The 20,640-nt window shown below is 65.5% G+C and carries 26 protein-coding genes and 1 tRNA gene; 17 read left to right on the top strand and 10 right to left on the bottom strand.

Annotated features, from left to right (window positions below):
* Positions 1-4: 4 nt before the first annotated feature.
* The 8 genes from NNX38_RS02800 to NNX38_RS02765 all read left to right on the top strand — a co-directional run bounded on the left by NNX38_RS02800 (position 5) and on the right by NNX38_RS02765 (position 6,959).
* Positions 5-667, top strand: a complete 663-nt coding sequence (locus NNX38_RS02800) for a nucleoside/nucleotide kinase family protein (RefSeq protein ID WP_255796623.1) — start codon at positions 5-7, stop codon at positions 665-667.
* Positions 668-769: 102 nt separating this feature from the next.
* Positions 770-1,690, top strand: coding sequence for an SMP-30/gluconolactonase/LRE family protein (locus NNX38_RS02795; RefSeq protein WP_255796622.1), 921 nt, complete (start codon positions 770-772; stop codon positions 1,688-1,690).
* Between the two features lie 396 nt (positions 1,691-2,086).
* On the top strand, positions 2,087-3,553 hold the full coding sequence (locus tag NNX38_RS02790) for an amino acid permease (protein ID WP_255796621.1): 1,467 nt from the start codon (positions 2,087-2,089) through the stop codon (positions 3,551-3,553).
* 121 nt (positions 3,554-3,674) lie between these two features.
* A complete protein-coding gene (locus NNX38_RS02785; RefSeq protein WP_255796620.1) occupies positions 3,675-4,115 on the top strand; it encodes a hypothetical protein in 441 nt (146 codons plus the stop codon).
* A gap of 32 nt (positions 4,116-4,147) precedes the next feature.
* Positions 4,148-4,474, top strand: a complete 327-nt coding sequence (locus NNX38_RS02780) for a hypothetical protein (protein WP_255796619.1) — start codon at positions 4,148-4,150, stop codon at positions 4,472-4,474.
* A gap of 157 nt (positions 4,475-4,631) precedes the next feature.
* The gene (locus tag NNX38_RS02775; RefSeq protein ID WP_255796618.1) at positions 4,632-4,991 is read left to right on the top strand and encodes a DUF1622 domain-containing protein; all 360 of its coding nucleotides are present in this window, start codon (positions 4,632-4,634) and stop codon (positions 4,989-4,991) included.
* 61 nt (positions 4,992-5,052) lie between these two features.
* A complete protein-coding gene (locus tag NNX38_RS02770) occupies positions 5,053-5,541 on the top strand; it encodes a DUF5684 domain-containing protein (RefSeq protein WP_255796617.1) in 489 nt (162 codons plus the stop codon).
* A 161-nt stretch (positions 5,542-5,702) separates the two neighbouring features.
* Positions 5,703-6,959 carry an Nramp family divalent metal transporter gene (locus NNX38_RS02765; protein WP_255796616.1) on the top strand — a complete coding sequence of 419 codons (1,257 nt, stop codon included), beginning with the start codon at positions 5,703-5,705 and terminating at the stop codon, positions 6,957-6,959.
* Between the two features lie 2 nt (positions 6,960-6,961).
* Here NNX38_RS02765 and trxB read toward each other — a convergent pair whose 3' ends face one another.
* Positions 6,962-7,939, bottom strand: coding sequence for a thioredoxin-disulfide reductase (gene trxB, locus NNX38_RS02760; protein ID WP_255796615.1), 978 nt, complete (start codon positions 7,937-7,939; stop codon positions 6,962-6,964).
* 106 nt (positions 7,940-8,045) lie between these two features.
* On the opposite strand from trxB, the gene NNX38_RS02755 reads away from it, so the two are divergent.
* Genes NNX38_RS02755 through NNX38_RS02745 form a run of 3 tightly spaced genes read left to right on the top strand, consistent with a single transcriptional unit; the run spans position 8,046 to position 9,604 of the window.
* Entirely contained in the window at positions 8,046-8,564 is a 519-nt protein-coding gene (locus NNX38_RS02755; RefSeq protein WP_255796614.1) for a GNAT family N-acetyltransferase, read from the top strand.
* Positions 8,565-8,588: 24 nt separating this feature from the next.
* On the top strand, positions 8,589-9,050 hold the full coding sequence (locus NNX38_RS02750) for a hypothetical protein (protein ID WP_255796613.1): 462 nt from the start codon (positions 8,589-8,591) through the stop codon (positions 9,048-9,050).
* Positions 9,047-9,604 carry a GNAT family N-acetyltransferase gene (locus NNX38_RS02745; RefSeq protein WP_255796612.1) on the top strand — a complete coding sequence of 186 codons (558 nt, stop codon included), beginning with the start codon at positions 9,047-9,049 and terminating at the stop codon, positions 9,602-9,604. Before NNX38_RS02750 ends, NNX38_RS02745 begins: the two co-directional genes overlap by 4 nt.
* 16 nt (positions 9,605-9,620) lie before the next feature.
* Here the strand turns inward: NNX38_RS02745 and NNX38_RS02740 are convergent, their stop codons facing one another.
* From NNX38_RS02740 to NNX38_RS02715, 6 genes are all read right to left on the bottom strand, one after another.
* On the bottom strand, positions 9,621-10,496 hold the full coding sequence (locus tag NNX38_RS02740) for an ABC transporter permease (protein WP_255796611.1): 876 nt from the start codon (positions 10,494-10,496) through the stop codon (positions 9,621-9,623).
* Positions 10,493-11,413 carry an ABC transporter ATP-binding protein gene (locus tag NNX38_RS02735; protein WP_255796610.1) on the bottom strand — a complete coding sequence of 307 codons (921 nt, stop codon included), beginning with the start codon at positions 11,411-11,413 and terminating at the stop codon, positions 10,493-10,495. Before NNX38_RS02735 ends, NNX38_RS02740 begins: the two co-directional genes overlap by 4 nt.
* A gap of 33 nt (positions 11,414-11,446) precedes the next feature.
* Positions 11,447-11,992: a GNAT family N-acetyltransferase gene (locus NNX38_RS02730; protein WP_255796609.1), complete on the bottom strand. Its 546-nt coding sequence runs from the start codon at positions 11,990-11,992 to the stop codon at positions 11,447-11,449.
* A 24-nt stretch (positions 11,993-12,016) separates the two neighbouring features.
* Positions 12,017-12,193 (bottom strand): hypothetical protein, encoded by a 177-nt coding sequence (locus tag NNX38_RS02725; protein ID WP_255796608.1) that lies wholly within the window; start codon positions 12,191-12,193, stop codon positions 12,017-12,019.
* A gap of 501 nt (positions 12,194-12,694) precedes the next feature.
* Entirely contained in the window at positions 12,695-12,982 is a 288-nt protein-coding gene (locus NNX38_RS02720; protein WP_255796607.1) for a hypothetical protein, read from the bottom strand.
* A 93-nt stretch (positions 12,983-13,075) separates the two neighbouring features.
* Positions 13,076-13,148 (bottom strand) — tRNA-Ala (locus NNX38_RS02715).
* Between the two features lie 209 nt (positions 13,149-13,357).
* On the opposite strand from NNX38_RS02715, the gene NNX38_RS02710 reads away from it, so the two are divergent.
* Positions 13,358-13,765: a four-helix bundle copper-binding protein gene (locus tag NNX38_RS02710; protein WP_255796606.1), complete on the top strand. Its 408-nt coding sequence runs from the start codon at positions 13,358-13,360 to the stop codon at positions 13,763-13,765.
* An 8-nt stretch (positions 13,766-13,773) separates the two neighbouring features.
* On the opposite strand, the gene NNX38_RS02705 is transcribed toward NNX38_RS02710, so the two are convergent.
* Complete coding sequence (locus NNX38_RS02705; protein WP_255796605.1) at positions 13,774-14,043, bottom strand: hypothetical protein; 270 nt, start codon at positions 14,041-14,043, stop codon at positions 13,774-13,776.
* A gap of 5 nt (positions 14,044-14,048) precedes the next feature.
* The gene (locus tag NNX38_RS02700) at positions 14,049-14,567 is read right to left on the bottom strand and encodes a DinB family protein (protein ID WP_255796604.1); all 519 of its coding nucleotides are present in this window, start codon (positions 14,565-14,567) and stop codon (positions 14,049-14,051) included.
* A gap of 147 nt (positions 14,568-14,714) precedes the next feature.
* Here NNX38_RS02700 and NNX38_RS02695 point away from each other — a divergent pair, with 147 nt between their 5' ends.
* From NNX38_RS02695 to NNX38_RS02675, 5 genes are all read left to right on the top strand, one after another.
* Positions 14,715-14,939: a hypothetical protein gene (locus NNX38_RS02695; RefSeq protein WP_255796603.1), complete on the top strand. Its 225-nt coding sequence runs from the start codon at positions 14,715-14,717 to the stop codon at positions 14,937-14,939.
* 96 nt (positions 14,940-15,035) lie between these two features.
* A complete protein-coding gene (locus tag NNX38_RS02690) occupies positions 15,036-15,752 on the top strand; it encodes an IclR family transcriptional regulator (protein ID WP_255796602.1) in 717 nt (238 codons plus the stop codon).
* Positions 15,753-15,826: 74 nt separating this feature from the next.
* Entirely contained in the window at positions 15,827-17,752 is a 1,926-nt protein-coding gene (locus tag NNX38_RS02685; protein WP_255796601.1) for a heavy metal translocating P-type ATPase, read from the top strand.
* Positions 17,753-17,786: 34 nt separating this feature from the next.
* Entirely contained in the window at positions 17,787-18,782 is a 996-nt protein-coding gene (locus tag NNX38_RS02680) for a magnesium and cobalt transport protein CorA (RefSeq protein ID WP_255796758.1), read from the top strand.
* Complete coding sequence (locus NNX38_RS02675) at positions 18,782-19,171, top strand: META domain-containing protein (RefSeq protein ID WP_255796757.1); 390 nt, start codon at positions 18,782-18,784, stop codon at positions 19,169-19,171. The genes NNX38_RS02680 and NNX38_RS02675 overlap by 1 nt, the downstream gene beginning before the upstream one ends.
* A 5-nt stretch (positions 19,172-19,176) precedes the next feature.
* On the opposite strand, the gene NNX38_RS02670 is transcribed toward NNX38_RS02675, so the two are convergent.
* Positions 19,177-20,538, bottom strand: coding sequence for an MFS transporter (locus tag NNX38_RS02670; RefSeq protein WP_255796600.1), 1,362 nt, complete (start codon positions 20,536-20,538; stop codon positions 19,177-19,179).
* Between the last annotated feature and the right edge of the window lie 102 nt (positions 20,539-20,640).

Genomic DNA, 20,640 nt, shown 5'->3' with positions numbered 1-20,640 from the left:
GACCGTGGCAGATTCCCGACCCTTACTCACGGAGCTGGAAAACCGGATCTCCGCGCTGGCCTCGGCTTCCGCTGGAACCGTGGTCATCGGCGTCGCCGGTGCCCCCGGGGCAGGAAAGACCACCCTGGTGGAGTCACTGGTCCGCGAGCTGAACGGCGCCGTCGACGACGTCGAGTCGCAGCGCTTTGCCCATGTTCCCATGGACGGCTTCCACCTCTCCGACCGGGAGCTGACCCGTCTCGGGCTGCTGGCGCGCAAGGGCGCCCCGGAAACCTTCGATGCCTACGGCTATGCTGCGCTCCTGGAACGCCTCCGGCTGCCGCGGACCGCCGTGGTCTACGCGCCCGGTTTCGAGCGGACGCTGGAACAGCCGCTGGCCGGCGACATTCCGGTATTTCCCGCCGCGAAGGTGATCCTGACGGAGGGAAACTATCTGCTGCTGGACCGGCCGGAATGGCAGGAGTTCCGGTCCAGGTGCACCGAGGTCTGGTACTGCGAGCCCGACGAAGAGCTGCGCACGGAGCGCCTGGTGGAGCGGCATATCCGGTTCGGCAAGGCAGCGGAGGAAGCCGCCGCCTGGGTGCGGAACGTAGACGGCCCCAACGCTCGTCTGGTCCAGGCGTCCAAAGCCCGCGCCGACTTCGTAATCCGCCCGGCCTGGACGTGACGGGGGCAGCCTTTGGGCCGCCGCCCATGCCTCGCGTATAAAAGGACGCAGACCACCCGCGTGAAAAGCAGGCCCGGCGGGCCTTGAGAAGGAGATAACGCAATGGACGCACGCCCCTCGACACTGCTGGAAGACGGAGCCTCGCTGGAGCAGGTGGGTACGGGCGCGGTTTGGGCGGAGGGTCCCACGTGGGTCCCGGAACGTAACGCGTTGCGCTACAGCGACGTTCGGTCCAACCGGGTCCTGGAGTACAGCGAAACCACCGGCGAGCTGAGCGTCTACGGCTCCGACATCGAGTTCACCAACGGCCGTGCGCTGGACCCGGACGGGTCCGTGGTGCAGTGCTCGCACGGGCGCCGGGCCATTGAACGGGACCGCAACGGCACCGTCGAAACCCTGGTGGACCGCTTCGGCGAGGTCCGCTTCAACTCGCCCAACGACGTCGTCGTGAAGTCCGACGGCACCATCTGGTTTTCGGATCCCTCCTACGGGATCGACAACCCGGCCGAGGGCCACCCTGGCGAACTGGAGTACGGGGACCGGTACGTGTTCCGCTTCGATCCGGCCAGCGGGGAACTCACCGCTGTGATCACCGACATCATGGCCCCAAACGGGCTGGCGTTCTCCCCGGACGAGTCCGTCCTCTACGTTTCCGACACCGCCGAAGAGGCCGTCTCTCCGTACGGTCCGGCTCAGTCCGAAGGCAATCCGATCCGCGCCTACGACGTCGTCGAGGGCCGGCAGGCGAAGAACGGCCGGGTGTTCGTGCGCGTCGCCCCCGGTGTTCCGGACGGGTTCCGGGTGGATACGGACGGGAACATCTGGTCCTCCGGCGGCGACGGCGTACGGGTGTTTTCACCGGCCGGCGAGCTGCTCGAACACATCCCCGTGCCCGAAACCGTCAGCAACGTCTGCTTCGGCGGGCAGGACGGCCGGACGCTGTACATGACGGCAACCACCAGCCTGTACCGGATCCGCACTACGGCGAGCGACGCCGCGGCGGCCCTGCGTTCGAAGCGGTAGTTACGCCGTTTTGCCGAACAGGGTCCCACCGTTTGGTGCTCCTGTGACAGGTGGGACAGCAGGAGGCAGCACGGGCCCCACCCGCTGGGAGGCTGTGCCCGGATGGCCGCACGGGGTCCCACGGCTTGGTGCTCCTGTGACAGATGGGACAACAGGAGGCAGCACAGGGCCCACCCGATGGGACGCTCTGCGGACTCTCGACCCCGCCCTCCGCCGGAACACAGAAAGGACACCGGCCGCGGCGGCCCTGCGTTCGAAGCTCTGAGGCGTTCGGCGCACCGCCGGAAAAGTAGGCGGCGGGGGTACCCCGCCGTCGGATGAAGGTCCATACTTCTGCCGTAGCTGAAGCCGTAGACCTTGATTCCGGCGGCCCGCCGGGTACGGATGGGAGCAGACATGTCCACAGTCGCCGGAAGCGGCGGTTCCGTCCTCCGCCGCAAGCCCATTGAGGAAATCGACGAGGAGAAAACGGGCAACAAGCTGTTCAAGAGCCTTGGCCTCTGGCAGCTGACAGCCATCGGCGTGGGCGGCATCATCGGCATCGGCATCTTCACCCTCGCCGGCCTGGTGGCCAACGGCGGTGCCGATGCCTCTCCCGTGGGGCCGGCCGTGTTGATCTCCTTCCTGGTTGCCGGCCTGGCCAGCGCCGCGGCGGCCCTGTCCTACGCCGAGTTCGCCGGAATGGTGCCCCGCGCCGGTTCCGCCTACACCTACGGTTACGTGGCGCTGGGCGAACTGATCGGATGGTTCATCGGCTGGGACCTGCTGCTGGAATACACCGCAATCGTGGCAGTGGTGGCCATCGGCATCTCCGGCTACTTCACCGAATTCCTCGCCGGTTTCGGCATCGACATGCCCGTCTGGATGCAGGGGACCGGGGACACGGTGGAGGGCGGGCTGATCAACCTGCCCGCCGCCGTCGTCTGCCTGTTCATTACCTGGATCCTGAGCCGGGGCACCAAAACCTTCGGACGCTTTGAACTGGTGGCCGTGGGCCTGAAAGTCCTGCTGATCTTGTTCATCGTGGGGTTGGGGTTCTTCTACATCAACACGGACAACTACACGCCGTTCCTGCCCAGCGGTTTCGGGGCGGTCTTCACCGGCGCTGCCACCGTCTTCTTCGCCGTTTTCGGCTACGACGCCATGAGCACGGCCGCCGAGGAAGCCACGGACGGCAAGAAACACATGCCCAAAGCCATCCTGCTCTCCCTGGCCGTGGCCATGGTCCTGTACATCCTCGCCACGTTGGTGCTGACCGGAATGCAGAATTACCGGGACATCAGCCCCACTGCCGGTTTCGCCTCCGCGTTCCAATCCGTCGGGCTGCCCGTCATTGCCACCGTCATTTCAGCCTTCGCCGTGCTTTCCATCCTTACCGTGATGCTGACGTTCCTGCTCGGCGTGACCCGGGTGTGGTTCTCCATGAGCCGGGACGGGCTGCTGCCGGGCTGGTTCTCCGGAACGGACAAGCGGGGCACGCCGCAGCGGGTGACGTGGATCGCCGGCGGGGCCTCCGCTTTACTGGCCGGCTTCTTCCCCATTCGCGCCGTGGCGGATCTGACCAACATCGGCATCCTCGCCGCGTTCGTTGTGGTGTGCGTGGCAGTGATTGTGCTGCGCTACCGTCAACCCGACGCCCCGCGGGAATTCCGGCTCCCGCTGATGCCGTGGGTACCGGCGTTCGGCGTACTGGCCTCGGGGTTCCTGATGCTGCAGCTCCACTGGGAAACCTGGCTGCGCTTCGGTATTTGGCTGGCCATCGGGATGCTGGTTTACGCGTTCTACGGGTATCGGCATTCCCTGCTGAATCCAAACAGCCCGCGGCATCGGAGCCTCAGGGGAAATCCCCTGCCGGAAAACTGACTATTAGCGTCGTCAACACAGAACAAAACACGGCATCCTGCCTTCCGATTCAACAAATAGCGGCTATTATCTGCCTTACGGGTTCCGTAGAAATGGACCCTCAGTTGGGGAGAATAACCGAATGGGCAGTCAGTCTCAGGCCACGCCTTCTGCACCGAGGCGGTCCACCATGCTTTTCCGGCGCGCCCGCAGCGGTCTCGTACTGATTGCACTTTTCTGGCTATGGATGCTTTTCGGTGCCGCGGACTTTGTGGCAGCTCTTTTCGGTTCGCCCATACATGCTGCTCTTGCTGTGTTTGCACTTGGCGCACTCACGCTTATTTCACTGCTTTTCCTCCCGATCTGTATTGCGTACCTCGTACTCAACCGGCCGAAGGTGCACGCCGCACCGTCTGTTGCACCGCAGGCCGGCGAGGCACAAGGCAATGGCCTGGCTCCCGTGATCCGGATGATGCCCCGCCGTGCCGCCGTCCACGGTGCCGCCCTGACCAGCCGGGCTGCAGTCCGTGGCGCAGCCCTCACCAGCCGTGCCGCAGCCAAATGGCGGGACCGCGCTTCCTAGCCCGCACCGGCAGGGCAGGCCCTTAGGCAGGAATGTCAGAGGCGGTTGCCATTGTGGAGGTCATGACTTCCTCACTGGGCACCCGGATGCCCTCCGCCCCTGCCGGCCCTGTCACCCACGCGCACTACCGCCGGGAACCCTACGTCCGCTGCCGGGCCGGAAACGGGACCGTTGACGGAAAGGCCGTGGCCTGGACGCGCACCGAGGTCCTCCTGCACTGGATTGACGACGACGGCCAGGCCCATAACCGGTGGACGCCGGCTTCCACTGTTCGACGGATTGCCCGGGACGATTCCGCCTGGCGCGACCCTTATGACGACTTCCGGTTCTACTACCAGTCCTCCCCCGCCGCCGCCTGACCCGCCCCGGATTCCGCCCGGATTCGACTGGAGGCAGCACTGCACTGCCAATGCACCCTTGACCCCTTCACGACAGGAGGGGACTGATAGAAGGGTGCGGCAGAACCGCGGCACGCGGAACTTTGTTCCGGCGGTGTTTGGGGCAGGACGTTGGCGCATGGACTTTCAGCATTTGATCGAATCCGTAGGGGAACTGATGGACCTGGCGGGCGTAGCCGCCATAGTCCTGGGTGCCGTGGCCGCCACCATCGCCGCCGCCGCTGCGATGCGCCGACGCGGCCCGGTCTATGAGGAATACCGGCAGCGGCTCGGACGAAGCATTCTGCTCGGACTGGAATTATTGGTAGCTGCGGACATTATCCGCACTGTGGCCGTTACGCCTACCTTCGAGTCGGTGGGAATACTTGCCATAATCGTGCTTATCCGCACGTTTTTAAGTTATTCACTGCAACTGGAAGTCACCGGATCACTGCCGTGGAAGCGTCCGGCGGGAGAGCTTAAGAGTAAGAACGAATAACGGTTCAGTAAACACGACCTCGGGCCTTGACATAGGTGCTCCACCCAATATCGTTCTCGGCATGATCAATTCAGTCTCGAGCCTTCCATTTGTCATTTCTGCATCCGAATTCACTACTACCACCCCCGACCCGGCCATGACAGCCGGCGCCGTCGTTGGCGGGCTCATTGCTGTCCTTATCGGCTTCGTTATTGGCGGCCTTTCCATGATGGGTATGTTCAAGAAGGCCGGCCGCAAGACCTGGGAAGCGTTCATTCCCGTCTACTCCACGGTGGTGCTGCTCCGCATCGCCGGCATGTCCGCCTGGTGGATCCTGCTGGCCCTGGTGCCGTTCGCGAGCTTCGTTCTTATTATTTTCCTGGCCATCAACCTTGCCAAGGTCTTCGGCCAGAGCGCCCTCATTGCCGTACTGATCGCCCTTTTCGGCTTGGTGATGTACTTCTACCTCTCCTACAGCTCCGCCCGGTACTTCGGCCCGCAGGCCAGCAAGGGCCCCTTCGGCCTGGCCGAGAACCCGCACCAGCCTGCCTACACGCCGGCCGGACGCTAACCACACCCCATCCGTACAAGGCGCGCATCCCCTGGGGATGCGCGCCTTTTCTTTGTCCCGTCCGCAGGCAGCCAGCGGACGGTACACGGAATTCCACCCCTGCGGAGGCGCACCCCGAAGAATTGTTAGGCATGCCGAACTTAAGGTGTTAGGTTGCTGTCATGGCCCGTACCGTCCAGCTACCCGATACCCCGAGCCCAGCAACGCGTCCCCGCCACATCCTGTGGCTGCTTGGCCCCGCGCTGGTTGCCGGGGTTGCCTACCTGGATCCGGGCAACGTTGCCAGCAATATGACCGCGGGGGCGAAGTTTGGCTACCTGCTGGTCTGGGTGGTGGTGACCGGCAACGTGATGGCGTGGCTGATCCAGTACCTGTCCGCCAAGCTGGGTCTGGTCACCGGCCGCAGCCTGCCCGAACTGCTCGGCGAACGCATCGGACTCAAACCTGCCCGGCGGCTGTACTGGCTGCAGGCTGAACTCGTGGCGATGGCCACTGATGTCGCGGAGGTGATCGGCGGCGCCGTCGCACTCTGGCTGCTCTTTGACCTTCCGCTGTTCCTGGGCGGAGTCATTACCGGCGGTATCTCCATGGTGGTGCTGCAGCTGCAGAACAGCGGCCGGCACCGGAGCTTCGAATACGTGATCGTCACGCTGATGCTGGTGATCGCCGTCGGCTTCACGGCCGGCGTCTTCCTCAACCCGCCCGACGGCGGCTCCGTGGTCGAAGGCCTGGTGCCGCGTTTCGAAGGCAGCGAATCGGTGCTGCTGGCAGCATCGATCCTGGGTGCCACCGTGATGCCGCACGCCATTTATGCGCACTCCGCCCTGACCCGGGACCGCTTCCCCGGACGCACTGCCTCACTCACCACCACCCGCCTGATCAAGGCCACCAAGTGGGACGTGACCATTGCCCTGGCCGTGGCGGGCTCGGTGAACCTGGCCATCCTGCTGCTCGCGGCCGGGTCGCTGCAGGGCGTGGAAGGGACGGATACCCTCGAGGGTGCCCATGCCGCCATTGCCGCCTCGCTGGGCGGGGTGGTGGCCACCATGTTCGCTGTCGGACTGCTCGCGTCAGGCCTGGCCTCGACGTCGGTGGGCGCGTACGCGGGTGCCGAAATCATGCAGGGCCTGCTGAAGGTGCGCATCCCCATGCTGCTGCGCCGCCTGATTACCCTGGTCCCCGCGCTGGCGATCCTCGCCGTCGGCATCGATCCCACCTGGGCGCTGATCCTCAGCCAGGTCATCCTCTCCTTCGGCATTCCGTTTGCCTTGATTCCGTTGGTCTGGCTGACCGCGCAGCGGGACCTGATGGGCAGCCACCGCAACCATTGGTGGACCACGGGCCTGGGCGTGCTGGTTTCGGTGCTGCTGGTCGGGTTGAACATCACCCTGCTGGTGCTGACCTTCACCGGCGCCTGACGCTAGCCCTTCAGCGACCCCTCCACCAGCGCGGTGGCGATGCTGTCGGCATCCGCCTGCGCTGCGAGATACCGCTCGGCGTCCAGCGCAGCGGAGCAGCCGGTGCCCGCAGCGGTGATCGCCTGCCGGTAGCGGTGGTCCACGGCGTCGCCGCACGCGAAGACCCCGTCCAGGTTGGTCTGGGTGCTCGGAGCCGCGACCCTGATGTACCCGTCCGGATCCAGGTCCACCTGTCCCGCAAGGAGATCGGTACGCGGGGCGTGCCCAATGGCGACGAAAATCCCCTGCGTCGGCAGTTTCCTCGTTGCGCCGGTGACGGTGTCCGTAAGGGTCATGCCCGTGACCTTGTCCGTGCCGTGGATGGCCGTGACCTCGCTGTTGAACTCAAAGCGGATCTTCGCGTGGTCCCGGGCGCGCTGGGCCATGATGCGGGAGGCGCGCAGGGTCTCCCGGCGTACGACGACGGTCACCGACGCCGCGAAGCGGGTCAGGAACAGCGCTTCCTCCATGGCTGAATCCCCACCGCCGACCACCACGATGTCCTGGTCGCGGAAGAAAAAGCCGTCGCAGGTGGCACACCAGGAAATACCCCGGCCGTTGAGCTGTTTTTCCTCCGGCAGCCCCAGCTCCTTGTAGACCGAGCCGGTGGCGAGGATGACGCTGCGGGCCTTGTAGGTTTTCCCGCCGCCTGTGGCCACCCGCTTGGTGTGGGCGCCCAGCTCCACCGACACGGCGTCGTCGTACTCCACCAGGGCACCGAATTTCTCCGCCTGCCTGCGCAGGTTCTCCATCAGGTCCGGCCCCAGGATGCCGTCGGGGAAACCCGGAAAATTCTCCACTTCCGTGGTGTTCATCAGGGCACCGCCGGCGGTGACGGAGCCCGCGAGGATGCGGGGTTGCAATCCGGCCCGGGCGGCGTACACCCCTGCCGTGTAGCCGGCCGGACCTGACCCGATGATCAGGACGGAATCTGTACCCATCTGCTCTTCCCTTCGCTGCAGCGGTCCTTCAAGTCTGTCGGGGAGCAGGCTAGGGTCGGTAGCCCGGGCGCGCTAAGCGGGGCCGGAACCGGCAAAGGAGCCAGTAGTGGCAGCGGCACTCAAACCCATTGAACTGATCCAGCTTCCCCGCGGCGTGATTGATGCGCTTGCCGCCGGCGACCTGCCCGGCGCCAACCGGCAGGCGCCCCTGGAACTGCACTTTTCCCAGGACCGGCAGCCGCTGTGGCGTATCCGGAGCGCGCAGCTGGAAGAGAATCCCGGGGACGCGGCATGGATTACCCGGGCCATCTTTGACCCCGGACTGGGCCGGGCGGTAGGCCTGGCCGGGTTCCACGGTCCTCCGGACGACAACGGCATGGTGGAAGTCGGGTACTCGGTGGACCCGGTTTATCGGCGTCAGGGCTACGCCCGTGCCGCCCTGGAGGCGCTGCTTGCCGTGGCTGCAGAGGAACCCTCGATCCGCACCGTCCGTGCCACCATCAGCCCGGACAACGGCGCTTCCCGGCGGCTGGTGGAACAGTACGGGTTCGTGGCCACGGGTGAGCAATGGGATGACGAGGACGGGCTGGAGATCGTTTATGAAGTCCCGGCGGGAGGCAACTGACGCCGGTCCGCTAGGATCGCTCGAATGACAACCTGGACAGAGATCACGGCCGCCGTCACGGTGGCCCTGGGCGGAGACAAAACCGCCGGACAGCAGGCGTTGCTGGCGTGCTGGGAGGAAACGGTTCCGGACGAGCACGCCTATCGATGTGTCCTGGCACACTACCTCGCGGACACGGAAACGGACCTCGATGCGGAGATTTCGTGGGACGAGGCAGCGCTGGCGGAACATGCCGGGGTCAGTGACGAAGATCTTGCACCGTTGGGCATCCCCTCGGCGGGAGGGTTCGCTCCTTCGCTGCATTTGAACCTCGGGGACGGCTATCTGCGCCGCGGCGAGCCCGGGCGGGCACGCGGCCACCTGGAACAGGGCTTGTCCCTCGCCGAAGAGCTCGGCAGCGAAGGCTACGGCGCCATGATCCGCTCCGGCCTGCAGAACCTGGGCACCCGCATCGAAGCCGCTGCCGACGCCGGGACGGCCCCGTGATTGCCGGGAACCTCTTCGCTCAGCAGTCCACGCTCACCACGGACCGCCTGCGACTCGAGCCGCTGGGACCGGAGCACTTCGACGGCATGTGGGCGGCATTGCAGGATCCGGAGGGACGCAGGCTGACCGGCACCCACGCGGTTTTTGCTCCGGAGCAGATCCGGAGCTGGCTGCAGACCCGTGCCGGTGAAGTAGACCGGGCGGACTGGGCAATAATCCGGGCCGAGGACGGTGTATATCTGGGCGAGGTAGTGCTGAATGACCTGGACCCGGACAACGAGTCGATGGGCTTCCGCATCGCGTTGTCCTCCCCGAAGGTCTTCGGACAGGGCTACGGCACGGAAGCCACCCGCGCCGTGCTGAGCCATGCCTTTGACGACCTCGGACTGCACCGGATTGAACTGGAGGTCTTTGAGTTCAACCCGCGGGCGCAGCGTGTCTATGAAAAGTGCGGGTTCGTGGTGGAGGGCAGGCGCCGGGAGGCGCTGCACTGGGACGGGGAATGGACGGACGCGATCTCAATGGCCGTCCTCGCCGGCGACGCCAGGCCCTGACAGCCAACACTGACGCTCAGCGGATCCGGGAACGGATCCTCAGCGCCGCCAGCAGGACAAAGACCACCATCATGGCAATCAGGACGAACACGACGTAGCCGGTGGGCACTTCCCAGTCCCCCACCGACGCGGTGATGCCGAAAATGTCCTGCACCTGGGCCACGGCTTCGGGCTGGTCCGTCACGGCGTCCATGGGTCCGGCGGTCATTTCCTGGCGCACCACCATGGAGGCCTGCATAAAGGGCAGCGCGCTGACGAAGTTCTTCACACCCTCGGGAAAAGCCCCCACCGGGATGTAGGACCCTGCGGCGAAGCCGAGGATGGTGCCTACCAGTGTGGACAGTGCCGCAAAAGAACCCGGGGTACGGACGAAAGTGACGATGAAGGCGCTCAGCGACCCGAAGGCGATACAGCTAAGCACCAGGTAACCGTAAGTGCGGGCCAGCTGGCCCGCTGTGAGCACCACGCCGTCCACCGCGGCCAGGTATCCCAGGCTCACGGCAAGTACGACTGTGGTCATGATCAGCGCGATCGCGACGGTTGAGAGCAGATACCCCAGGACCAACTGGCCGCGGCTGATCGGGGAAACCAGGAAGTCCCGGAAGCGCCCGGTGGCGGTGTCATCCACGATCACGTTCACGGCGGCGAGCCCTGTGGTGATTGCGGTGATGCCCACGATCCCGGCGAACATCCAGGCGTCCACGAAGCCCTTGATGTCCTCCTCGGCGGCCTGTGGGAACATTTCCGCCAGGCCTTCGGTCTGCTGGTTGCCCAGGAACAGGGTGTAAAGCAGGAACAGGACCAGGGCGCCGAGGAGGGAAAAGAACAGGTTGAGCCGGTCACGGAAGTACAGGCGCAGGTTCCGGCCGGTGATGTCCAGGACTACGTTCATGCTGCTTCTCCCTGCCGGCCGGTTAGGGCCAGGAAGACGTCGTCCATGGTCCCGTGGCGGAACTCGAAGTCCAGGACACTGTCGCCGTGCGCCGCGAGGAGGCGGCGGGCCGTGTCCGACCGGTCCACCCGCAGCCGCAGCACGTTGCCGTCCACGCCGGCGACGTCGACCCCGGCGTCGCTGGCCAAAGATGCCAGTGCCTGCGGGTCGGCAGACGTGATGGAAAGGATGCTGCTGCTGTATTCGGCGCGCAGCGTGGTGGGCGTGCCGTCGGCAATGATCTGCCCCTTCTCAATCACGCAGACCCGGTCCGCTTCCTCGGTTTCCTCCATGTAATGGGTGGTCAGGAAAACGGTGAGGCCGTGATTTTCCCGCAGGTCGTGGATGGTGGACCAGACGAGGGCCCGGCTGGCCGGATCCAGGCCGGCAGTGGGTTCGTCCAGGAAGATGATCGACGGCGAGTGCAGCAGTGCCCGGGCGATGTCCACCCGGCGTCGTTCTCCGCCGGAATAGGTCGCATAGCGCCGGTCGAGGAAGTCTCCCAGGCCGACCATCCGGCCCAGCTCATCAATGCGGGCATTGTTGGCCGCTTTGTCGGGTGAGTAGAACCGTGCGCGGGTTTGAAGGTTTTCCCGGCCGGTGAGGATCGGGTCCAGCATCGAATCCTGGAACACCACCCCGATGGCTTCGCGGACGCCGCCGCCGCTGCCGCGGACGTCGCGCCCCGCCACCTCGACAGTGCCGGCGTCGAACGGCAGGACAGTGGTCAGGCAGGAAATGGTGGTGGACTTCCCCGCGCCGTTGGCACCCAGGAAGGCGAAAACACTCCCTGGCTCCACGTCAAAGGACAAGTTGTCCACCGCCGCCACCCGCCCGAAGCGTTTGGTCAATCCCCGAACGGAGATTGCGGCATTCATAGTTCCCAATTGGCTCCCCTAGCTTTTGCGGTTCTATGCGTCCAGGAGCAGGTCGTCGAATTCCAGCGGAGTCACTGTGTTGTTTTCCCAGTCCGAGCGAAGTATCGCATAGGCCACGGAGGCAAGCCGGGACCCGTCCGCCGTCGGCCACGCCTGCCGGTAATGGGCTTCCTTGACGAAACCGGCGCGCATGAACGTTTTCCGCATGGCAATGTTGTCTTCCCGCGTTTGGCCTTCAAACCGGACTATTTCCGGCAGTTCGGTGAAGGTCAGCCGGCACAGGGCCCGAACCACTTCCACGCCCAGTCCGCGGCCGCGCTGGCTTTCCGCCAGGCGAAGGTCAAAGACAGGGTTGTCGTCCTCAAGGTCTTCCAGCACTACCAGCCCGATGTCTTTGCCGCCGTGCTGCACCCAGTACCCCTGGGATTCCTTGCTCCAGAAGTGTCCCTCCGCCACCCGTTTGTTTGCCTGAAACTCGTCGGGAGCCGCATTCACATGGAAGGGGAACCGGTTTGAGGCCAGGAATGCCGTAACGGCAGCACCATCGGCGGGGGTCATCCTGCGGAAGGTGATGGTCATGCGGGAAGTGTAACGTGCAGGGTTTTAGAGCGCGCCGATCCGGTCCTGGCTTCCGGCCTGGGCGGGCTTTTCCGCTTCTTCTTCGAGCCGGAGGCGCCAGCCGCGCGGGGGCGGCCAGGAGATACCCCACAACTCGAGCTGCTGTTTGGTAAAACCACCTGCGGGAGTACGTGCTGCTTCTATTTCTTCACGGGTCGGCATTGCCAAATCATGACACGCACTCCGCGTTATGTCACCGATAAGTCGGACATTTACGGCACCGTTTTTTCATCCTGCTATTGACGGGCCGAGGGAGTGCCGCTATTCCCCTGCAATCCGCGGATTTCCGGGAGTATTACGAACTAAAAGGGACTCCCGGTATCGCTAAAGAATTATATTAGGGACTTCCGGTACCGCTAATTCAGCGTTATGGATAGGTGGTCACCATAATCAATTGCCGGCCTTCCGGAACCTGCGCCTCGAATGATTCCCGCGCTTCGAGGAATCCCTTCCCACTGGGTTTCCAATTCCCGGGTTTCGACAGGACGCATGATGCCAGTGACTTTCATACTTCCAGCCTCCGCGCGGCACGGGGCACCTGCCCGCATAAAGCGTGTTGTGTCTAACACCCCTGATGGGATCGGGGCCATCTCTGGTCTCCCACCGGCTTGGCAACCGCCTACCTGTTCAACACCGAAAGCACTCGGTTACGGGGAAGTGGGGCTAGACCAGGGTTGCCGGCTCGTTGTGGGCGAGCTGATCCTGCACGACGGGACTTCCGGAGACGCCCAGCGAGGAAACGACGCGATAAAAGCCCGTGAGGAGCATCGAGACACCAGCGATGGCGATAGCCACGCCCAGATACAGGAACATCACGCTGTTCTGCGTATCGGAATAAGCACCGGATGACATCAGGACATCCATGGCCGAAAAGAGGATAAAGAGGGCACCGAGGAACAGAACCGCGCCACCCCACGAGATGAGCGCTGCACTCTGCTTGAAGTTGTTCATCCAGCAACTCTATCGCTCTCTCAGGGACGCCTCGTCCCGGAGAGGCATGATCCCGACAAAGCAAAAACCCCCGGTTTCCCGGGGGTTTTCCTGTGGAGCTTAGGGGAATCGAACCCCTGACCTTTTCATTGCGAACGAAACGCTCTACCAACTGAGCTAAAGCCCCAAAACTGCACCGTCGGCGTCGAACCCGGACCGAAACGACCGAACAACCGACCCCGTTAGGCTACACCGATTCTAAACACGTGCTCCGGCCCGCACCAAACCCCCGGCACCCTAGGAATGCCTTGGGACCCTCGCTACCGTCGAGGAACCGGCACGGTTCGCCTGCGGAGAGCGGTCGGCGCAAAGCACACCGGAACCAAGGAGAATGCCATGGCCCTGATCACCGAAATGCTCGAAAACCATCCCGCTGCCGGCCCCCGCACTTCCGATCCCCGCCTCCTGGTCGAGTGCCTGCTGGCCTGTGGTGAATGTGCTCAGGTCTGCAATGCCTGCGCGGACGCCTGCCTGAGCGAGGAAATGGTGGGCGAGCTGGTCAGCTGCATCCGCACCGACCTGGACTGTGCCGAGATCTGTGCGACCACGTCCGCAGTGCTGTCCCGAACCGGTGCCGCGGGGCCGGCGAGCGCCAGCCTGCTGCATGCCTGCATTGCAGCCTGCGCCGCGTGTGCCGGGGAATGCCAGCAGCACGCCGCCATGCACCAGCACTGCCGGATCTGCGCGGAGGCCTGCCGCCGTTGCATCAACGCCTGCGAAAAACTGCTGACCTCACTGGGTTAGGGGTCTTGTCAGGCACGCCAGCGGGCAGTCTTGACCAAGTACGCCACCGTTTTCAGCGTCAGCTCCGGCTTCGCCGCGCGCAGGGCGGCGATTGCGGCAATCTGTGACCGGCCGTCCTCAGCCCGCGGATCCAGCCCTTTGGCCTTCAGTGTTTCGTTCGCCCACCGTCCCGCGGCGACCTGCGGATTCGCCGCACTGCCTCCGAAGGCTTCCTCGATCCGGACCCGGGGATCCACCCTGTCCCCGAAAATCCGTGCCCATCGAACAGACTGCACCACGCCCATTACCCCCTTGAATTCGCCAGCACCATTCCCCGAACATAAGCCGCCTGCCCCACGTGCTCAAGGCAGTCCGCCAACGTGCTCACCAGCCGGACGCCCAGCGTCACCGGCGGATCCCAGGCCCGGTCCACGATCCGGCCCAGGTCCTCTCCCGATAGTCCCGAGACGAAGGCCTCGGTGCGGGAATGCACGTCGTCGTAATAGCCCAGCAGCAGCTCCGCCGAATGCACCTGGACCAGCGCCACCTGCTCGGAGGTATGCCCGTAGCCCGTATCCTCCACCGCCAGCGGAAGGCCCACCCGTTTTGCCCAGCCGTCGGCGGTCCAGGCCTGTTCCTGCCCGGCAACCTCGGCGATCTGGTGGTCCTCCACCCGGCTCAGGTGCCAGATCAGCCAGGCAATGGAGTTTCCGTCCGGATAGGGGCGGTGGTTCAGTGCACCGGCGTCGAGATTGTTCACGGCCCTTCGGACTGCACCGGGGAGCCGTCCGAAGGCATCAACAAGAAGATCGCTTTCGTCCATCGCACTGGCTCCCTCTGGGTTGGCGGCAGGGTTTCGCCATCGTTTCACGCCGGTCCGGTGTCCGGGAAGAGTCCGTTTCCGGGCCGCAGCTCAAAAATCGGGCCTGGGCCGGTTCCATCCACGGCGCGCAGTCCTAAAATGGCTCGCATGAGCTGGACAGATGAGCGTCCCGCATGGCTTCCACCCATTCCATCACCGCACCGCGGCCAGGCCCGGATTGTTCTGGGAATGATCCTGGTCTGCAGCACCATGCTGGCCAGCCTCGTGGTCGCTGCCTTCGGTGCCCTGCTGAGCATGTACATCCTCTGGCCGCTCGCGGGCGGGTTGCTGCTGCTGATGTCCGGGCTGCTCAGCCGCCGCCGCGGCGTGTAGCCGGGCGTGTAGCGCGACGTCCGGCGGCTCCCGTCAGCGGCACGGCGGCTCCCGTCACGGCACGGTAGCGCAGGGCCGTGCGCTTAGGATTGGCCCATGACACCCCCTGAGCCAACCGGAGCAGGCTCCCAGTCCCAGACCCTCTCCCGCGGCATCCGCGCCCTGGAACTCCTGGCGGACGCGGAGAGCTCCCTGAGCATTGCCGAACTCTCCGAAGGACTTGGGGTGCACCGCTCCATCGCCTACCGGATCCTGCGGACGCTGGAATCCCACTCCCTGGTGATGCGCGACGACGCCGGCCGGGTCTCTGCAGCACCGGGCCTCGCGGCGCTGGCCCGGGGTGTGTCACGGGACCTGCAGTCAGCGGCGCTGCCCGAACTCAGCGTGCTGGCCAACGAGCTCTCCATGACGGCTTTTGTTGCCGTCTGGGACCGGCAGAACTGCGTAACTCTGATGACCGTGGAACCCACCCACAGCCGCACCGCCCTCATCCAACGCCCGGGCACCCGGCACTCCTTCACCGCCGGCGCTCCGGGGATCGCCATCCAGTCCGCCATGACCGAGGAACAGTGGGACCGGCTGGCCCCGGGGCAGAAGTACCGCAGCGAAAGCCGCGTAGCGCGGGAGCGCGGCTACGCCGTCAGCCACAACGAGGTCATCGAGGGGGTCTCCGCCGTTGCCGCTCCCGTCACTGCCTCCGGCCAGCTGCCCGCCGCGGTGTCGGTGGTGTACTTCGGCGCCGGCAAGGACGAAGACGCCATGGGACTGCGGCTGGCCGAAACCGCCCGGCGGATCGAGGCGGCCCTCCGCTGAGTGCCGGGCAGGGGAATTTTAGGTAAGCATTATCTTGCTGGAAACTGCTCCGCGACCGGCTTAAAACTGAAGATATGAGGAGCAGAGGACTATCCAGGATCCCGGATGCGGTGCGCCGTTATCCGCTGGTGTTCGCCACGCTGCTGGTCGGTCTGGCGGTCCTTGCCCTGCTCGCGGTCGACGCCGGTACCGCCGCGGCCTGGACGGCCAGCCTGTATGCAGGGGCCGTGGGGCTGCAGACCGCCGCGGGGATGGTCCGGAACATCCGTGCCGGCAACTGGGGTTTGGACATCCTGGCTGTCATTGCCATCCTCAGCACCATCGCCGTCGGCGAGTACCTGGCCGCGCTGATCATCGTGCTGATGCTCTCCGGCGGCGAGGCGCTGGAGGATTATGCTGCCGGCCGTGCCCGCAGCGAGCTGGATGCCCTGTTGGAGCGCGCACCGCAGCAAGCCCACCGGCTGGAAGCGGACGCCGTCGTCGATCTTGCCGCCACCGATGTCCGGCCCGGCGACATCCTGCTGGTCCGGCCCGCCGAACTGGTGCCCGTGGACGGCATCCTGCTGGATCCGGCCGCGGAGTTCGACGAATCCTCGCTCACGGGCGAATCCCTGCCGGCCCTGCGCAGCGCCGGGGAGACGGTGCTCAGCGGGTCGGTCAACGGCACCGCTGCCGTCCGCATCCGCGCCACGGCGACGACGGCGGACAGCCAGTACCAGCGGATTGTGGCCCTGGTGCAGGAGGCCGCGGCGTCGCGGGCACCCTTGGTCCGGTTGGCGGACCGGTATGCGCTGCCGTTCACCGGGCTCTCGCTGCTGATTGCCGGTGCTGCCTGGCTGGCCAGCGGGGATCCCGGCCGTTTCGCGGAGGTACTGGTCCTGGCCACGCCCTGTCCGTTGCTGATCGCCGCCCCGGTGGCCTTCATGGGCGGCATGAGCCGGGCTGCCCGGCACGGCATCATCGTCAAGGGCGGAGCAACCCTGGAACAGCTTGCCCGGATCCGCACGGCAGCCTTCGACAAGACCGGCACGCTGACTTCCGGCCGGCCGGAACTGGTGGCGGTGCATCCGCAGCCGCCGTTCACGGAGGACGAGCTGCTGGCCCTGGCTGCGTCCGCGGAGCAGTATTCCTCCCATGTGCTGGCCGCCGCAGTCCAGTCGGCGGCCGCCGCACGGGGGCTGACCTTACTGCCGGCCCATTACGCCTCGGAGGCGGCGACCAACGGGGTGGAAGCGTTGATCGGCGGCCGCAGGATCCGGGTGGGCAAGCAGCGGTTCATTGCCGCCACGGGCGCGGACCCGGCCGAACAGGCCCTGCAGCCCGGCGAGCTGGCCGTATACGTAGGGGTGGAGGGCAGCTTCGCCGGAACCCTGGTGCTAAGCGATACCGTGCGTCCCAACGCCGCGGCCACGCTGACGGACCTGCGGCGGCTGGGAGTCCGGTCCATGGTCATGCTCACCGGTGACGCCGCCGGAACCGCACGCAGCGTCGCCCACGAGCTGGGCATTATCCAGGTCTCCGCCGGCCTGCTGCCCGCGGATAAGGTCCGGGCGGTCGCCGCCCTGCCCGGCCGGCCGGTCCTGATGGTGGGCGACGGCGTCAATGACGCCCCGGTGCTGGCGGCGGCCGACGTCGGCATTGCCATGGGTGCGAGGGGGGCCACCGCGGCGGGCGAGTCCGCGGATGCGGTGATTGCCGCCGACGACCTCTCCCGCGTGGCCGTGGCCGTGGATATCGGCCAGCACACGCTTCGGGTGGCGCTGCAGAGCATCCGGCTCGGCATCGCCCTGAGCCTGGTCCTGATGCTGGTGGCAGCATTCGGATACATTCCGGCGGTCGCCGGTGCCCTGACCCAGGAACTGGTGGATTTGGCTGCCATCCTCAATGCCCTGCGTGCCCTGCACGGGCCGGGACACTGCCCCGCCCGCGGCGCCGAGCGGCATCGGGCCCCGCGGGCAGGGATAATGGGCAGTGGCCGCCGCCCGGTGCCCGGCCGATAACGGGTTTTTCGGTTTAGACGCTAGGGGAATGTCCATGACGTTGGTCGACAATGCGGTGTATGTGAACGGCAAGCGCCACCATGACCCGGATAGCCTGGATGAAACGTTCGAGCTGACCCGCAGCTCCGGCGGCATGGCATGGATCGGCCTGTACCGCCCGGACGAGGTGGAGCTGCTGGCCGTGGCCGAGGAGTTCGGCTTGAACTTGCTCATTGTCGAAGACGCCCTGGCGGGCCACCAGCGCTCCAAGCTGGAACAGTACGGTGACCAGCTGTTCCTGGTGCTCCGGCCCGCCCGCTACCTGGACGACGTCGAACGCGTGGAGTTCGGTGAGCTGCACCTGTTTGTGGGACCCAACTTCGTGGTGACCGTCCGGCACGCAGAATCCCCGGATCTCGCCCGCGTCCGCAAACGGCTGGAACAGGAACCGGACCTGCTGGCGCTTGGACCGCAGGCGGTGCTCTACGCGGTGCTGGACCAGGTGGTGGATGAATACGCTCCCGTCGCTGCCGGGCTGGAAAACGACATCGACGAGATCGAGGACCAGTTGTTCGGCGGCGACGCCGAAGTGTCCCGCCGCATCTACGAACTCTCCCGCGAAGTCATCCAGTTCCACCGTGCCATCAGTCCGCTGGAAAGCGTGGTGGGCGAACTGCGCCAGAATGCGGACCAGTACGGCATCCCCACAGACCTGCATGACAACCTCGGGGACGTGATGGACCACGTGCTGCGCCTGATCGACCGGGTCAACGCCTACCGCGCCATCCTGGACAACGCACTCACCCTCTCCTCCACGCTCGCCTCCAACCGCCTGGCGGAGACCAGCATTGAACAGAACGAACAGGTGAAGCGGATTTCGTCCTGGGCCGCCATCCTCTTTGCCCCCACCCTGGTGGGCACCATTTACGGCATGAACTTTGAAAATATGCCCGAACTCGGATGGGAATTCGGGTATCCGCTGGCCATTCTGGCGATGTTCGGGATGGGCTTCATCCTGTACGTGACCTTCAAACGGAACAAGTGGCTCTGATGCGACTGCTGCTCCCGGTGCTGGCGGGAGCGCTGCTGCTGAGCGCCTGCGGGAACGACGCCGGCGCGTCCCCGGATCCCGGGGAAAGCGGCGGGAGTCCGGCAGCGGACGTCACCGGTACGTGGGGCGACGTCGATAATCCGGACGCGCCGTCCCTGGACTTCAGCCCCGACGGGCGGGTCAGCGGCACGGACGGCTGCAACCGGCTGATGGGCCACTGGAGCATTTCCGGCAACCACGTCACGCTCAGGGACATGGCAACCACCCTGATGGCCTGCCCGCCGGGAATGGACACGTGGCTCGCCGCGGGTGCCGCTGCCGACGTCGACGGCGGCGCCCTGCGGATCTATGACCAGGCCGGCACCGAAATCGGCGTCCTGGAACGGTAGGTTCGCTAGCGCCGGGACCGCTGCTTCGGTGAGCCCTCCACATGCAGGTCGTTGCCCTTGGTTTCCTTCACCATGGACACGGCCACAAAGGACACCACGCACAGCACCATGATGTAGAGGCCAATGGACGGCGACCAGCCGGTCTCGTTCAGCAGCGCCTGGGCAATGGTCGGCGCGAAAGCCCCGCCCAGGATGGCCCCGAGTGCGTACCCGATGGAGACCCCCGAGTACCGCACCCGGGCCGGGAACATCTCGGCGTACATGGCCGACTGCGGACCGTAGGACAGGCCCAGGCCGATGGTCAGGACGAAAATCGCCACCGCGAACAGAACAATGTTGGTGGTGTCGATGAGCAGGAACATCGGGACCGACCACAGGAACACCCAGGCGTAGCCGATCTGGAACGTCCGGACCCGGCCTATCCGGTCGGAAAGGATCCCGCCGTAGAGCGTGAAGATCAACCAGCCGAAGGATCCCAGCGTGGTGGCCAGCAGCACCGAGGGCCGGTCCATTCCCAGCCCGCCCGCGTCCGGCTTACCGGTGGCGTAAGAGGCAAAGAAGGCGATGACCAGGTACCCGGCCGCGTTGTTGGCAATGAAGATCAATGCACTGAGGATCACCTCGCGGCTGTTGTGCCGGAACAGCTGGCTGAGCGGCGCGGAGGATTCCTTCTTCCGCTCCTGGATCTCCTTGAAAACAGGGCTCTCCGCCACCGAGCGGCGGATGAAGTAGCCGACGATGATCAGCACCACCGAGACCAGGAACGGGATCCGCCAGCCCCAGGCCAGGAAGTCCTCCTCGCTCAGACTCGTGCTCAGCACGTACATCACGAACGTCGCCAGGATCATGCCCACCGGCACGCCGATCTGCGGGTACGCACCGAAGAGACCGCGCTTGCCCACCGGTGCGTGTTCCACCGAGAGCAGGGCGGCCCCGCCCCACTCTCCGCCGGCGGAGAAGCCCTGCATAATACGCAGCACAATCAGCAGGATCGGACCGGCGACGCCGATCTGCGCGTAGGTAGGCACCACGCCGATCAGGGCGGTGGAGATCCCCATCATGACCAGCGTGAAGACCAGCATTTTCTTCCGGCCGATCCGGTCCCCCAGGTGCCCGGCGACGACGGCGCCCAGGGGGCGGAACAGGAAACTGATGCCGATGGTGGCGAAGGAGACCACCTGTCCCAGCGGGCCCTCGTTGATGGGGCCGAAATACAGGGTGGCCAGCACCAGGCCGGCAGCCTGGGCGTAAATGAAGAAGTCGTACCACTCGATGGTGGTGCCGACCAGGGTTCCGGCGAGGACCTTTCGTTCCTCCCGGCTCATCCGGCCGGAAGAAGGCGCGGCGGACGCGGCATTGACGCTCATCTAAAACTCCATTGTTTTGAGACGGACAGAGGAAAACGGATCCGGTCCCCGCAGCCGGATGCAGGCATCGTACGCCCGCCGCCGGCGTCGTGACCCTTATTC

The sequence above is a fragment of the Arthrobacter sp. zg-Y238 genome (assembly GCF_024385525.1).
GTDB lineage: Bacteria > Actinomycetota > Actinomycetes > Actinomycetales > Micrococcaceae > Arthrobacter_B > Arthrobacter_B jinronghuae.
This window is presented reverse-complemented; position numbering and strand designations above follow the sequence as displayed.